The sequence below is a fragment of the Psychrobacter sp. ER1 genome (genome assembly GCF_048631835.1).
Classification (GTDB): domain Bacteria; phylum Pseudomonadota; class Gammaproteobacteria; order Pseudomonadales; family Moraxellaceae; genus Psychrobacter.
Genome location: NZ_CP184640.1, coordinates 989,793 through 1,004,236, shown reverse-complemented (window position 1 = coordinate 1,004,236; position 14,444 = coordinate 989,793). Strand labels below are relative to the sequence as shown.

Genomic DNA, 14,444 nt, shown 5'->3' with positions numbered 1-14,444 from the left:
GCCATGTACTAAGCAGGCTCTGTCACCATGTGCTCGCTAAAATAGCGCAGCAGCTCTTGTATGACCGTTACGCGCTGTTGCGGTGTGGCCAGTTTATCGCTATTTTGGTAACGGATACCAGATGCGCCATTCATACGATAATGCTGACCATTTGATTGGATCAATTTAATAATCGCTAACGCATCAACTGGAGTATCTGGCGCAAATTCCAGCGTCATACTACTACTGTTGGCATCAATTTTGTTAATCTTAAGCGGCTCTGCTTGTAAGCGTAATCCATGAATAGCGAATAGCTGCTTGGTTTGATCTGGCAGTGCTCCAAAGCGGTCTATCATCTCCGTACGAATATCCGTCAATGCTTCTTTATCATCGGTATTACTAATACGCTTATAGAACAATAAGCGCTGATGCACGTCATGTAGATACTCTTCTGGAATGAGGGCAGAGCTGTGTAGATTGATTTCACTGGTCAACGACAATGGTGTATTTAAGTCAGGCTCCTTGCCAGCTTTAATGGCTTTAGTCGCACGCTCAAGCATATCCATGTATAAGCTAAAACCAATCGCCTGCATATTACCACTTTGCTGCTTACCCAATATCTCACCTGCGCCGCGAATCTCTAAATCTTCACTTGCCAGCATAAAGCCTGCACCTAAAGTATTAGCACGCTCGATCGCATGCAAACGGCGCTTGGCATCGCCTTTGAGGCCTTTAAGGGAAGGCACTAGTAAGTAACAATACGCTTGATGATGACTACGTCCTACTCGGCCACGCAGCTGATGTAATTGCGCAAGACCAAACTTATCTGCACGCTCAATGATAATCGTATTAGCATTGGGCACATCAATACCCGTCTCGATAATGGTAGAGCAAACCAACACGTTGAACTTTTTATGATAAAACTGCTGCATGATCTGCTCAAGCTGACGCTCTTGCATTTGCCCATGTGCCACCCCTACTCGCGCTTCTGGAACTAGGTCACGAATGGTCTCTGCCATACGCTCGATACTAGCAACATCATTATGTAGTAGATAGACCTGCCCACCACGTAATAACTCACGCAATATGGCTTCTTTCATCAAAGCTTCTGTTTTTTGCATTACAAAAGTTTTGATGGCAAGTCGTCGTGCAGGCGGTGTGGCGATAATCGACATATCACGCATACCTGAGAGCGCCATATTAAGTGTTCTAGGGATCGGAGTCGCCGTCATAGACATGCTATCCACATCTGTTTGAATGGCCTTGATACGCTCTTTATGACGCACTCCAAAGCGATGCTCTTCATCAACAATCATCAGGCCAAGGTTGGCAAATTTCACATCTGGTTGTAGCAGTTTATGAGTACCAATGACAATATCCACTTTACCAGCGGCCAAATCAGCCAATACCATTTCTTGATGTTTTTTGCCGCCAAAGCGCGATAAGCTTTCAATGCGAACTGGCCAATCGGCAAAACGATCACGGAAATTGTCTTCATGCTGACCAGCAAGCAACGTAGTAGGCACCAGTACGGCAACCTGATAGCCAGCACTAACGGCAATAAAGGCGGCTCGCATCGCGACTTCTGTTTTGCCAAAACCAACGTCACCACAAATAAGACGATCCATCGGCTGGTTTTGTCTCATGTCTTCCATTACCGCATGAATAGCATTGGCTTGGTCGGCGGTTTCTTCAAAGGCAAACTGGCTAGCGAATAGCTCATACTGTGATGGGTCTATCTTAAAATGAATACCAACTTTGGCCTCACGTCTTGCCTGCATATTGAGCAATTCAGCAGCGACGTCATGAATTTGCTCCAATGCTTTTTGCTTGGCTCGATCCCATTTGCCGCTACCAATCTTATGTAGCGGTGCTAAGGCCGGATCGCCGCCACTATAGCGACTAATCATTTGCAGATTGGCCACTGGCACATAGATACTAGCGTCATCAGAATATTTTAAATGGATAAACTCTTGCTCGCCATCGCCCACATCTAAGGTAATCAAGCCATTATAACGACCGATACCATGCTCAATATGCACCACTGGACTGCCATCTGTTATCTCAGTAACGCTCTTGACTAAGAACTCTTCTGATACCCCGCTTTGGCGACGACGGCGTGTCTGTAAGACTTGACGACCAAACAGCTGTGTCTCGCTAATTAACACCAAGCGTTCAGGCACATAGACACCACGTTCGATCGGTGCCACGGTCAGACCGACATGCGGTAGGTGACTGTTGTTAATAGCGCTGGTTTTATCTGCGGCTAGAAAGGCCTCAAAGCTATCGTACGCCTTGATGTCAATTTTGCCTTTGAACAATTCAATAAGAATCTCGCGACGGCCTGCGGTTTCTGCAACGATTAGTACGGGTGTTGAAGTCTTTGATTGCGTATCCAAGAAGTCGAGCAATTCGGATAATGGTTCAGACTTTTGATGATTGACTGCTAACTGTGGCGGCTCTTGAGCACTTAATGTCACCAGTCCTTGTTGTTTAGTGACACTCACTGGCAATGGTATTTGTGAGGCATCTATACTTTCTGAAACTGCCACATCATTCATCGTAGCCAGTTCATCACGAGCACTTAATATCACTCTTGGATACTGGTTTAGCTGCTCGTTAAGCGCGTTAGATAATAGATACAGCATTGCTGGCTCTAATATAGGCTTATCAATATCATGGCGACGCTCTTCGTAGCGGCGCTGGATTTGTGACCAGTAATCAGCTTGTTTTTCATTGATTAATTCATCGGTGATAAATAACGCATCGCTTGGTAAATAGGAAAATAAACTACTCTCCGCCTTCCAGTCTTTTAAGTCAAAAAATAGTGGTTGATAATACTCTAATCCGCTACTAGCAATTCCTGCCATTACGTCTTTGTGCAGCTCAGACTTACGGCTACTGGTATTAGGGAACATCGCAGCAAAGTTCGTGCGGAACGTCTCACGCCCTTCATCGAGCGGGAATTCTTTTGCGGGCAAGATTTGAAATTGGTCAATAGGTTTAGAGATATCTGGCATTTTGTGCAGTAGTGACAATGACTCTTTTGCCATACTGGTATCATTGCCTGTTAACATCGCCTTCAAATCATCGGCAGTCAATGTACGCTGCGTTTGAGGATGAAAAAAGCGAATCGTTTCGATTTCATCATCGAACAAGTCTAAACGTAGCGGAAAAGGCTGACCCATGGCAAAAATATCAATAATACTGCCACGTACTGCAAACTCACCTGGTTCAAAGACATTTTCAACCGCTCGGTAACCTGCTTTTGCCAATAGCCCACGTTGGGTATTGATATCAAAACGATCGCCGACACTTAAATCAAAATGCTGTCCAATCAACCAGCTTGGCGGTGCGACGCGATGCATGAGGGCTTGTATTGAAATAAGCAGCACGCCCGTTTTTGGCATATCTGTCAACAGATTGATACGTTCACTGACGATGTCTTGATGCGGAGATAGCTCATCATAAGTCAGTGTCTCCCAGTCAGGGAACACATAAGCATCGACTCCGCAAAATGCCAGCTCAGTCTCTATCTGATTAAGTTGGTTCTGGTCACGTGCCACCACAACTTTTAGGCGCTCGGCAACATTCCACATAGGCGTTTGCACCAAGCTTGCCAACCATAAACTGCTGACCGCACCATGGACAGGCGCTAGCCAACGCCGCTCGGCATTTTGGATAGGAAACAACTGCTGGTTAATAGGGTCAAACGCGTCAGTCAAAGCAGTAATAGGCATAAAGAATAGGATCAAAGTTAAGGAGTCAGAAAGCTATTATACGAATATTTGAGCAATTACCAAAACTTATGCCGTAACGGTTTGTCACTTAAGAGTTTACCCATTAATGATTGAGGGTTAACAACGATTATTGCGCTTTAACTGTCGTTACATAACAAAAAACCCCAACTTATCAGCTGAGGTTTTCGCTTTTGCTAATCAAGCCAAGCCTAAAGCTTCAGCTGATAAGTGGTTTATCACTAGCGATGATGCCATTGTTATCCGCATAAACAAACATACCCGAATTCAACGTCAAATCACCGAAGCTGATTTCGATATCCGTTTGACCTTCATCACGGCGAGTTGATTTGCGCGGGATACAACCAAGCGCCATCACACCAAGATTCATCGCTGCCATGTCATCAATATCGCGGACACAACCATATACAATAACCCCAGCCCAACCGTTGTCGATAGCTGATTGTGCAATCATATCGCCTAGTAATGCACATCGCATAGAGCCGCCACCATCAACGACCAACACTTTGCCATTGCCTTCTTTATCTTTGCCATCGCTATTCAACAGTGACTTAACACGGCTATTGTCTTCAAAGCACTTGACCGTCACGATTTCACCGCAGAATTTGTCTTTTGCACCAAACTGACGGAATGACTTACCTTCGATATTTGGTAAGCATACTTGCGACTCAGGATTGGCATCCAATAGATCACAAGTGACAAAAGTCCCTCTATCCATTTGTATCGATTCTGACATTGCTTCTGCTCCTTGTTTTAGTGATTCAACTGACTGTTATTGAAATACTTATTGATGCTTTGATAATAGTTATTGTATTTTTTACTCTTGTATTCTTGTTCTAATGCAAACTTGTCCTGACATAATTAACAATCGGTATCTGTAGCTTTCCAGTTTTGAGACTGAATCTGTCACTAGAAAAACTGTCCTTTTATTTTTTGACACGGGTCATCGCTAGCATCTGCTTATTTTCGATAATGTCGATATGCTTAATTTGAGGTTCAGTACGATATTTACTACGATGGTAGATATCATGAGCACTCATGGCCATAGCACTGGCAACGCGTTTAGCAGAAATAGGATGTAACGATAGTGACTCTGACACGAGCGGCGAGATAAGTCTAAAGGCTTTTTGACCAATGCTCTCAAGCGGACGACCTTTATGCTTACCAAGCAATAATGACGGACGAAAGACGACCAATTGGCCAAAATCTAATGCCATAACAGCCTGCTCTGTCTCAGCCTTGACTCGATTGTATAAAAAACGACTGTCAATATCCGCATTCATTGAGGAGAGTAAAAAGAAATTCTCTACCCCTTTGTCACGACATAACTTGGCAAAGTTTACATTATAGTCTCGATCTACTTTGCGAAACGCCTCATCACTACCAGCCTGCTTTTTTGTCGTACCCAAACAACTAAAAGCATCCGTGGTTCGATCGGCACCGACACTTGCAAACACTTCAGAGAGATTATCAAAATCATTGATTTGATAAAAACGCATGCTGGCATTAATGTAGCGTGGCGGGCGACGAGCAATCACAATCAATGTGTCATAAAGCTCACTCAGTTGCTTTACCAAATGCTGCCCTACTAACCCCGTTGCGCCAATCACAATTGCTTTTCGCTGCATATCCTATCCACTTATATAACATTAGATGAACTATATTGATGAGAAAATACCTATATCAAGGTCTATCGTTAGAATATCATACCTAAATTCCTCAATAACTGACGCTATTATATAGGATATATTGTAAGAGATTTTATCAACCCTCTACGTCTATCAACGCTTACTATTGATTTAGTTACTAGAATGACCCAAATTCGATGATATTACGTAACTTCTTTGAGCATTAATCATCAAATATATTGTCCTTAGTTCAATAATTTGCTAAGATAATCGGCTTTACACGTCAACGCTGTTTAATTATTCCAAACAGCTCTGGCGCTTACGATGATCTATTCATATTAGATACTTTAATATCAGACATCGACATCATATTTGACGAGACGGCTGCTCGTCACCGATGATTGTTAAACCCATTATTGCAATCAACATTCATATTTTTATCTATCTTTATCAAGGAGATACGCGTGGCTAATACTGCACAAGCTCGTAAACGCGCCCGTCAAAACACCAAACGTCGTCAGAACTCTGCGTCACAACGCTCTATGGTTCGTACTTACTTAAAACGTGTTGATGCGGCTATCGCAGCTAAAGATTATGACGCGGCTACCGAAGCTTACAAAAAGCGGTACCAGTTCTTGATCGTATGGCTGACAAAGGTATTATTCATAAGAATAAAGCTGCTCGTCGTAAGAGCCGCCTAAACAAAACAATCAAAGGCCTACAAGCTTAAGATTTGTATTGGTTAGACCGCATTTCGCTTTTATAGCGTAATGATTAAAACCTTGTTACTGGTTCTAATACCGTGGCAAGGTTTTTTATGCCTATTCAAAATGTATTCGACGAATAGGGGCTCTATCAACTCATTTCAATGTTTAAACAAAACATTAATTCCACTGCACTTCTGGTGGCAATAGCAACTTGCTAGGATGGTAACCAGCTGCACGATAACTGTCTAACAATGAACTAATCGGCCGAGTATATACTTGACCCCGCCAAATGAAATGCGCGCTCGCTTGATCAAAGGGTTTATCATCGAACCATAAGAACACGCCTTCCATCATCTTTGGCCAATCATTCCAATCAATCTCTACCACATCGAACATAACCGCTAAGAATGCAGATAGCAACGTATCATGACTCACAGCGAGCATCAGATGGCCATGCTGCGGCTGATTCTGGTAAAAAAGCGACAGAATATCCAAACCGCCCTGATAGGTGTTTTTAGTCCCTTCCAAATTGCCTTGCAAAAAGCGATTGATAAAGTTCAGGACGCCAATTTCTTTAAATACTGGATTGGCTATTTCAGGTTCAGTGACAAGGCTACCAGGCTCAACTAACAATGATTGATGCGTAATGTCACGCCGTAGTCCTGCCCCCTCTTGCATCAGCTGCGCGGTATCGATACAACGTCCAATGGGGCTAGAAATACTATCGACGTCGAGCGAATATGGTAGATGACCTGATAACCAACGACCCCAAGACTTTGCCAGTATACGGCCTTTAGGAGTCAACGGTAACTGATAGCTGGCAAAACCATTACCATCAGAGCGCTCTCGTAAAGAGTGCCTAGTAAATAGAATCAGTCGCTTATTTTCAGGCAATAGACTGACGGAAGAGATCATGCTATCTGGTAGGTGCGAAGGTGCAGGCGCGCTTGGGGTGTGACTCGCAAGCTTGTCAGCAGATATTTTTGACAGGGTGTTATTCAAATATTTACTCATGACAGCAAGCCTAGCAGATTTCTTATCAGGAATGAACCACAGACAAATCTAGTTGCAATATATCTTATAAATACTATGTACTCTTTCGAAAAATGCGTTATTCAAAAGAGTCTATACCTAGAATAAATGGAGATTTGCCAAATATTTACACACGGTCCTAGCCAACATCAATGACTTTGTCCCACGCGAACTCTAATGCCGTACTGCTAACCTCATTTGGATAAGCTCGTGGATTGACAATCACTCGCGTATTACCAATTTTATAATCAAATGCTTCATGAGTATGTCCGTGTACCCATAGCATCGGTGCCCAGTCTTCGTGCATCCATCCTGACAAGTCACTAACGAAAGCCGCATTACTCGGTAGATTGGCATACTTTTCAGACACCGATAACGCACTGACGCTATGATGACTCATTACCACAGTTTTTTACCAAGTTTATAAGATTCGATCAAAGCTTGCTGTAGCCACTGACGATGCTCAGCATGAATCTGCATAGATACTTCAGGTGAAAACAGTTCGTTGCCTGCGTAAATCTGCTTGTAATCACGCATAAAATGCCTAGCAGCAGCCATGGTATCTTCGTTAGCATGATACTGATAGTCTGTCCAAAGCGTACAACCTAAAAGGCGTATATCACCGATATCGATATGCTGACATTGTAAGACGCGAACGCCTTTTTTAGACACAGTATCATAGTTATCCCAAGTTGCCAGTTTATGGTCAAAGCTCAATACGTCTTCATCAAAGTATTCATGATTACCAGCGATAGTAATCAGGGGAACTTCTAAGCGCGCCGCTTGTTCTTGCAACCACGGCATACCTTTGTCGCTATTAGCAGTATCTCCTGCTACCAATACTAGATCTGCATCAGTTTTAGGAATATGTCCAACGGGGTGCGATTGACGTGCATAACTATCAATATGTAAGTCACTCAATATCTGTAATTTCATATTATTCAACATCATTTAGTGGCGTTATTATTAAAAATCTAATTAGCGATAAACGCTCATAGCAGTACTACTGATATTTAGCTAAATGAGCGTTTTTAATATAGTTATTATATTTTAGAAAGGTTGTAAGAATAAATTTAAGTAGTGTAGCAGCTTTTTCTATACCATCAAAAAGTAAAAAGACAGCCATTTAGGCTGTCTTTTTCTTAACATTTATTCAAACTTAAATACTTTGAAGTATTGTCTGTAGTTTAGCAGCAGGATCTAAAGCTTGAGTGATCGAACGACCAATGACTAAATAATCAGAACCGTCTATTAGCGCCTGACTTGGTGTACAGATACGTTTTTGATCATCTGCATTGTCTTCAGCTAAGCGAATACCAGGCGTCACCAGTTTAAAATCCTGACCACATAATGCTTTAAGTGCCTTTGCTTCTTGAGCCGAGCACACCACCCCATCAAGTCCAGCTTGCTTAGTCAGTTGTGCTAGTCGGCTCACTTGGGTATCTAAGCTATCAGTGATGCCTGTTTGCATCAACGCTTCACTATCCATAGAGGTCAATACGGTAACTGCGATGAGCAAGGTATCAAGATCTCTATCTAGCAAACGCTGTTTTGCCAACGACATGGCCTCTAACCCTGCGCTAGCATGGACATTCACCATCCATACACCAAGCTCAGCGGCCGCTAACACTGCTTGAGCAGTGGTATTCGGAATGTCATGAAATTTTAAGTCTAAGAACACTTCAAAATCACGTTGATGCAGTGCCTTGATGATATCAGGGCCACAACGGGTAAACAGCTCTTTACCGACTTTTAATCGGCATTGAGATGGATCTAACTGGTCAGCTAACGCTAGAGACGCCTCTACCGTCATATTGTCTAGAGCGACGACAACTGGAGAGTTAATTACATTATTCATGGTTTTACCATATATTTTGAAGTTATCAAAGTATTGTATTTGAGGTCAGTACTGCGATCGTTAAGCTATCACCTAGCAGATCACCTAAAAAATCACTTAACGACTTAATCTCGTCTACGCTTGGACAGAGTAGAGCCTTCAGTTAGGCTAGTTGCGTCACTACTTTGTACATTGGCAGCAGAAGCACCATAAACAGCTTCATCTACTGTTGGCGCGCTTGCTTGACGATCGATAACTGTATTGGCTTGAGTCAATTGCTCTTGTAGATTTGCGTTTGCTTTTTGCAGACGTGAGATTTCCCACTTATTTTGCAGCACACGAAAGATAAGCAATGCCAGTAAAATACCAATAACAATACCTAGCATCAAACACAAAATAAGTAGCAACCCTAGATTCATCGTAGGTGCTTGTGAAAACAGTAGGTTGACTCCGACCTCAGTATTATTTGCCAATACCAAACCAAGTGAATAGGCAAAGCTCAAGAATAGCAATACAAATAGTAGAAAGCGCATGAGACAGTTACCTCTGTTTGGAATGATAAATTTTGACGGTTAGATAGCCAGTGCTGGTTTAATTAACCGTTTGCTACCGTATCGTTTACTGCTTCGCGTAAGGCCTTACCTGGCTTAAAATGTGGAATCGCTTTAGCCGGTACAGGTACGCTTTCACCTGTCTTAGGATTGCGCCCCATACGGGCACGGCGGTGATGTAGACAAAAACTACCGAATCCGCGAACTTCGACTCGGCCATCATTGGCTAAAGTATGGGTCATCAAGTTTAAGATTTCACGCACTGCGTCATCAACCACGGTATCTGCCATGTTGTCACAGTTTGCACTCAAATTACTAATAAATTCGGATTTGTTAATCGCTTGCTGCATTATTAAGCTTGCCTTGTTGATTGATGGATAAGCTGATGATAAGTCAACGCTCTATAGCATGAAATGCGTTTGGATAATTGAATTATAAAGACTGAATCTTTTAAAAAATCTTCAGAATCACATTATGACTATAAAAAGCTTATAACTATCATCTCGTTGCTCAATGGTGCAAATGATAGCGGATATTAGCGTAAATGGGAATAAGAGTTTTCCCATTTGGCTAAAAACCTCTATTACTAACTGTATTAATAAAATCTAATCATAAAAAAAGCGACCGAAGTCGCTTTTTTATATTACTTTTATATCAATAGCTTACAGCTTACTGCATTTGCTCTTTGATCAAATCACCAATAGTTTTTGGCTGTGCATCAGAACCTGGAGCAGCAGTAGTGTTGGTGCTACCAAGATCTTTAATCGCTTGACGCTCTTCAGCTTCGTCTTTCGCTTTGATAGACAAATTGATGTTGCGTGTTTTACGATCAACACTGATGATTTTCGCTTCAACGTCATCACCAACAGTCAGATGCTTAGTTGCATCTTCAACGCGGTCACGTTGAATTTCAGAAGCACGTAGATAAGCTTCAACTTCGTCAGCAAGTTCGATAGTAGCGCCTTTAGCATCTACTTCTTTTACTTTACCATTAACGATAGCACCACGGTCATTATTGACTAGGTATTCGTTGAATGGATCAGAGCTTAACTGCTTCACGCCTAGGCTGATACGGTTAGCTTCTGCATCTACAGACAATACCATTGCTTCAACGGTGTCGCCTTTGTTGTAGTTACGAATAGCATCTTCGCCAGTTTCGTTCCAAGAGATATCAGATAGATGAACAAGACCATCAATACCACCGTCTAGACCGATAAAGATACCGAAGTCAGTGATTGATTTGATAGTACCAGTGATTTTATCACCGCGCTCATGTTTCTTATCAAACTCATCCCATGGGTTAGCTAGAGTTTGTTTGATACCTAGGCTAATACGACGACGTTCTTCATCGATATCAAGAATCATTACTTCAACTTCATCGCCCACTTGAACCACTTTAGATGGGTGGATGTTTTTGTTGGTATGATCCATTTCTGATACGTGTACTAGACCTTCAATACCTTCAGAAATCTCAGCGAAACAACCATAGTCAGTCAAGTTGGTTACGCGAGCTTTTACAACACTACCTACTGGGTAAGTGCCGCCAACGTTATCCCAAGGATCAGTACCAAGTTGTTTTAGACCTAGGCTAACGCGGTTGCGTTCACGGTCAAACTTCAATACTTTAACTTTTAGGTCTTGGCCAACTTCAACAACTTCAGATGGGTGCTTGATACGGCGCCATGCCATGTCAGTGATGTGCAATAGACCATCGATACCACCTAGATCAACGAACGCGCCGTAATCAGTAAGGTTCTTAACGATACCTTCGATCTCGATGCCTTCTTCAAGCTTGTTCAATAGCTCTTCGCGCTCAGCTGAGTTTTCAGCTTCCATAACTGCACGACGGCTAACAACAACGTTGTTGCGCTTCTGGTCAAGTTTGATGACTTTGAATTCTAGCTCTTTGCCTTCAAGATGCGTTGTATCACGGATAGGACGTACATCTACCAATGAACCTGGTAAGAATGCGCGTACTGAACCGATATCTACAGTGAAACCGCCTTTAACTTTGCTTGAAATGATACCTTTAACGATTTCATCATTATCAGCGATTTTTTCAAGGAAGTTCCAAGTTTCAACACGTTTAGCTTTCTCACGTGACAGCAAGGTTTGACCCATGCCGTTATCAACCGCTTCAACTACGACATCAACGCTATCGCCAACTTCAACTTCAAGTTCGCCTTCTTCGCTTAAAAACTCTTCACGAGCGACGATACCTTCAGATTTAAGACCAGTATCTACTGTGATCCAATCGCTATCGATGGCCACAACAGCACCTGTAATAACCGAGCCACGCTCGATATCTAGGCCCTGCTCTTCAATGCTCGCTTCAAATAGTTCAGCAAATGATTCCATTATGTCTACCTTTGTATAGCCGTATCCTGTCCAGCACAGTACGGATCAAATTTATGATTGTATAGAACGAAATACTGGTTTTATATCCCATGCAATCATATAAAAAAACGTTTGTTGATAGCGAGCTCATCGTAATAAAAACTGACTAACAACAACTGTCTTATATCGAATACAACATCTTGAATAAACTAAATTTTTCTTACTGCTTCAATAAAATTTCACTTAACCGTATTATTTTATACTAAAACAATGATTAATAGGAAACTTTTTAGTACTTAATATGTTGTTTTTACTAGCTATTAAATGACTAACTAGTGAAAAACACACCTTTATCTTGGCAATGCTTTTTGACCTGCTCATATACTGCATCAGCATTAAGCGCTGAACTATCAAGTAATAAAGCATCTGCCGCAGGCTTCGACGGCGCTGTACTACGATTTTCATCACGGTCATCACGCTCTTTTATCGTCGCTAAAATCGCTTCAAAATCTGCTGTTTGACCAGCGTTCAACAACTGAGTCACACGGCGCTCTGCACGGGCTTCAGCACTGGCCGTCAAAAATACTTTAACATCAGCATCTGGGAAAACAACCGTACCCATATCGCGACCATCAGCTACTAAACCAGAACGAGTGGCCATATCTTGTTGTAGCTTGAGCAATGCTTGACGAACCTGTGGAAAGACAGCTATCTGTGATGCATAGCCTCCGACCGTTTCATTGCGTACTTGCTCACCTACCGCTTGTCCATTAACAATGATATCTACACGTCCTGAGTCATTGTTTGGTACAAACGCTATCTCTAAGCTTTCAGTTAATGTTAATACAGCATCTTCGTCAATTGGTTGGCTGGCATCTGCGCTGATTAAACCCGCTTGAAAGGCTTTTAGACCAACAATTCTATAAAGCGCACCAGAGTCTAACAACTGATAACCTAACACTTGTGCCAGACGCCATGTAACAGTACCTTTACCAGCGCCACTAGGACCATCGATACAAATAACAGGATAGCGCACTGATGAGATGTGGCTATTCTCTGTATTGAGTAAAACATTATCAGGTGTAGAACTAGTCATAATACTTACTCAATAATATGCGTTACTTATATCGTTTATCGTATGTCATTAATAAAACAATATTTATTCGTATGTTAAGTCTTTAATAGCCTATTAAGATGGGTGCTATCAAATAGGGCAATATTATAGCAAAAAATCATCGTGACCACTAGCACCAAGACTGATATCTTGTTTATTAGTATTTTGAGTTTACATAGTGGCCTTATTCTTTTTTGCCGCTTGCCTACGCTCACGAAAAAATGTCTTGAGTATTTGACTACTATGCTCGCTGCATAACCCGCTATAGGCTTGAATACTATGGTTGTAAAAAGGTTGTAATGATAAGTTCATTTGACTACCAACCATCCCGGCACGCGGTTCACTCGCTGCGTACACCAACTTGTTTACACGCGCATGGATTAATGCGCCGATACACATCGTACAAGGCTCTAGAGTGACATATAAAGTAGTCTGTAGCGGCAATCGATAGTTTTCTAAACGCGTACAAGCATCTCTTAATGCAACTATCTCTGCATGAGCAGTAGCATCATGGCTACTAATGGGTTGATTAAACCCTTGGCCAATAATCTGCTGATCATGTACCAATACCGCACCTACCGGCACCTCTCCTCGTTCAGCACCTTGCTTAGCAAGTTCAATTGCCTCTCGCATCCATTTAACATCTTCAACTGACCAAAAGGTGTTGGATTGAATAGTTGAAGATTGATATGGCATTAAGCTTATATTCTGTATATTTTGCATTTATTGTGGTAATTGCCAGTCAATTGGAGTTTGGCCATACTGCACCAAGTAATCATTTGTTTTAGAAAAAGGTTTAGTACCAAAGAAGCCGCCACGGTTTGCCGCCAGTGGTGATGGATGTACCGCTGTCAGGATCAAATGCTTATCGGTATCGATATACTTACCTTTCTTCTGGGCTTTACTACCCCACAAAATAAATACGGTATGCTTTGTCTGTTCATTAACTGCATCGATGACAGCATCAGTAAACTGCTCCCAGCCTTTATTCTGATGACTGTTTGGTTCGCCTTCTCGGACAGTTAATGAGCTATTAAGCAGGAGAACGCCTTGCTGCGCCCAGTATGTCAAATCGCCATGCGCTGAAGGGCGAATGCCAATGTCATCTGCCATTTCTTTGAGCAGGTTATTTAATGATGGTGGCTTTGGAATGGCTTTAGGAACAGAAAATGATAACCCCATAGCCTGACCTGGACGATGGTAAGGATCTTGGCCCAAGATTACCACTTTGACTTGTGATAACGGCGTGAGATTAAGCGCATTGAACATCAATGGTGCAGGCGGATAGATACTATCATCCGACTGATAGGCTTCCTTTAAAAACGCGCGTAGATTGTCCATATTCTCAGACGTTAGTTCATCTGCTAACGCTGTTTTCCAATCTTCTGGTAAACGGACATTGTCTAAAATTGCTTGTTTTTGTTCTGGAGTCTTGGTTGTCGGTTCATCAAATAGTTCCATAGTGTGTCCTTTTTATACTTGTTATCTTGTTATAAGTTCC

At 42.2% G+C, this 14,444-nt stretch carries 13 protein-coding genes and 1 pseudogene; 1 reads left to right on the top strand and 13 read right to left on the bottom strand.

What is annotated here, in order from left to right; translation table 11 throughout:
* Positions 1-8 precede the first annotated feature (8 nt).
* The 3 genes from mfd to ACOBWA_RS04625 form a co-directional block, all read right to left on the bottom strand.
* Entirely contained in the window at positions 9-3,719 is a 3,711-nt protein-coding gene (mfd, locus tag ACOBWA_RS04635; RefSeq protein WP_420230338.1) for a transcription-repair coupling factor, read from the bottom strand.
* 217 nt (positions 3,720-3,936) lie between these two features.
* Positions 3,937-4,455, bottom strand: coding sequence for a ribonuclease E activity regulator RraA (gene rraA / locus ACOBWA_RS04630; protein WP_420230715.1), 519 nt, complete (start codon positions 4,453-4,455; stop codon positions 3,937-3,939).
* A gap of 208 nt (positions 4,456-4,663) precedes the next feature.
* Positions 4,664-5,365, bottom strand: a complete 702-nt coding sequence (locus ACOBWA_RS04625; RefSeq protein WP_420230337.1) for an NAD-dependent epimerase/dehydratase family protein — start codon at positions 5,363-5,365, stop codon at positions 4,664-4,666.
* A 464-nt stretch (positions 5,366-5,829) separates the two neighbouring features.
* Here ACOBWA_RS04625 and rpsT point away from each other — a divergent pair.
* Positions 5,830-6,095, top strand: a pseudogene (rpsT, locus tag ACOBWA_RS04620) (30S ribosomal protein S20).
* A 154-nt stretch (positions 6,096-6,249) separates the two neighbouring features.
* Here rpsT and ACOBWA_RS04615 read toward each other — a convergent pair.
* The 10 genes from ACOBWA_RS04615 to ACOBWA_RS04570 form a co-directional block, all read right to left on the bottom strand.
* Positions 6,250-7,086 carry a histidine phosphatase family protein gene (locus ACOBWA_RS04615; RefSeq protein ID WP_238053188.1) on the bottom strand — a complete coding sequence of 279 codons (837 nt, stop codon included), beginning with the start codon at positions 7,084-7,086 and terminating at the stop codon, positions 6,250-6,252.
* A 157-nt stretch (positions 7,087-7,243) separates the two neighbouring features.
* On the bottom strand, positions 7,244-7,504 hold the full coding sequence (locus ACOBWA_RS04610; protein ID WP_420230336.1) for a hypothetical protein: 261 nt from the start codon (positions 7,502-7,504) through the stop codon (positions 7,244-7,246).
* Positions 7,504-8,055: a metallophosphoesterase gene (locus tag ACOBWA_RS04605; RefSeq protein ID WP_420230335.1), complete on the bottom strand. Its 552-nt coding sequence runs from the start codon at positions 8,053-8,055 to the stop codon at positions 7,504-7,506. Before ACOBWA_RS04605 ends, ACOBWA_RS04610 begins: the two co-directional genes overlap by 1 nt.
* A gap of 208 nt (positions 8,056-8,263) precedes the next feature.
* Positions 8,264-8,962, bottom strand: coding sequence for an orotidine-5'-phosphate decarboxylase (gene pyrF, locus ACOBWA_RS04600; protein WP_420230334.1), 699 nt, complete (start codon positions 8,960-8,962; stop codon positions 8,264-8,266).
* A gap of 104 nt (positions 8,963-9,066) precedes the next feature.
* Positions 9,067-9,474, bottom strand: coding sequence for a lipopolysaccharide assembly protein LapA domain-containing protein (locus ACOBWA_RS04595; protein ID WP_102091942.1), 408 nt, complete (start codon positions 9,472-9,474; stop codon positions 9,067-9,069).
* 62 nt (positions 9,475-9,536) lie between these two features.
* Positions 9,537-9,842, bottom strand: coding sequence for an integration host factor subunit beta (locus ACOBWA_RS04590; protein WP_057759195.1), 306 nt, complete (start codon positions 9,840-9,842; stop codon positions 9,537-9,539).
* Positions 9,843-10,161: 319 nt separating this feature from the next.
* Positions 10,162-11,850 carry a 30S ribosomal protein S1 gene (gene rpsA / locus ACOBWA_RS04585; RefSeq protein WP_057759193.1) on the bottom strand — a complete coding sequence of 563 codons (1,689 nt, stop codon included), beginning with the start codon at positions 11,848-11,850 and terminating at the stop codon, positions 10,162-10,164.
* A 307-nt stretch (positions 11,851-12,157) separates the two neighbouring features.
* Positions 12,158-12,925: a (d)CMP kinase gene (gene cmk, locus ACOBWA_RS04580; RefSeq protein WP_420230333.1), complete on the bottom strand. Its 768-nt coding sequence runs from the start codon at positions 12,923-12,925 to the stop codon at positions 12,158-12,160.
* A 189-nt stretch (positions 12,926-13,114) separates the two neighbouring features.
* The gene (gene tadA, locus ACOBWA_RS04575; RefSeq protein ID WP_420230332.1) at positions 13,115-13,576 is read right to left on the bottom strand and encodes a tRNA adenosine(34) deaminase TadA; all 462 of its coding nucleotides are present in this window, start codon (positions 13,574-13,576) and stop codon (positions 13,115-13,117) included.
* Positions 13,577-13,666: 90 nt separating this feature from the next.
* The gene (locus ACOBWA_RS04570; protein ID WP_201605546.1) at positions 13,667-14,404 is read right to left on the bottom strand and encodes a uracil-DNA glycosylase; all 738 of its coding nucleotides are present in this window, start codon (positions 14,402-14,404) and stop codon (positions 13,667-13,669) included.
* Between the last annotated feature and the right edge of the window lie 40 nt (positions 14,405-14,444).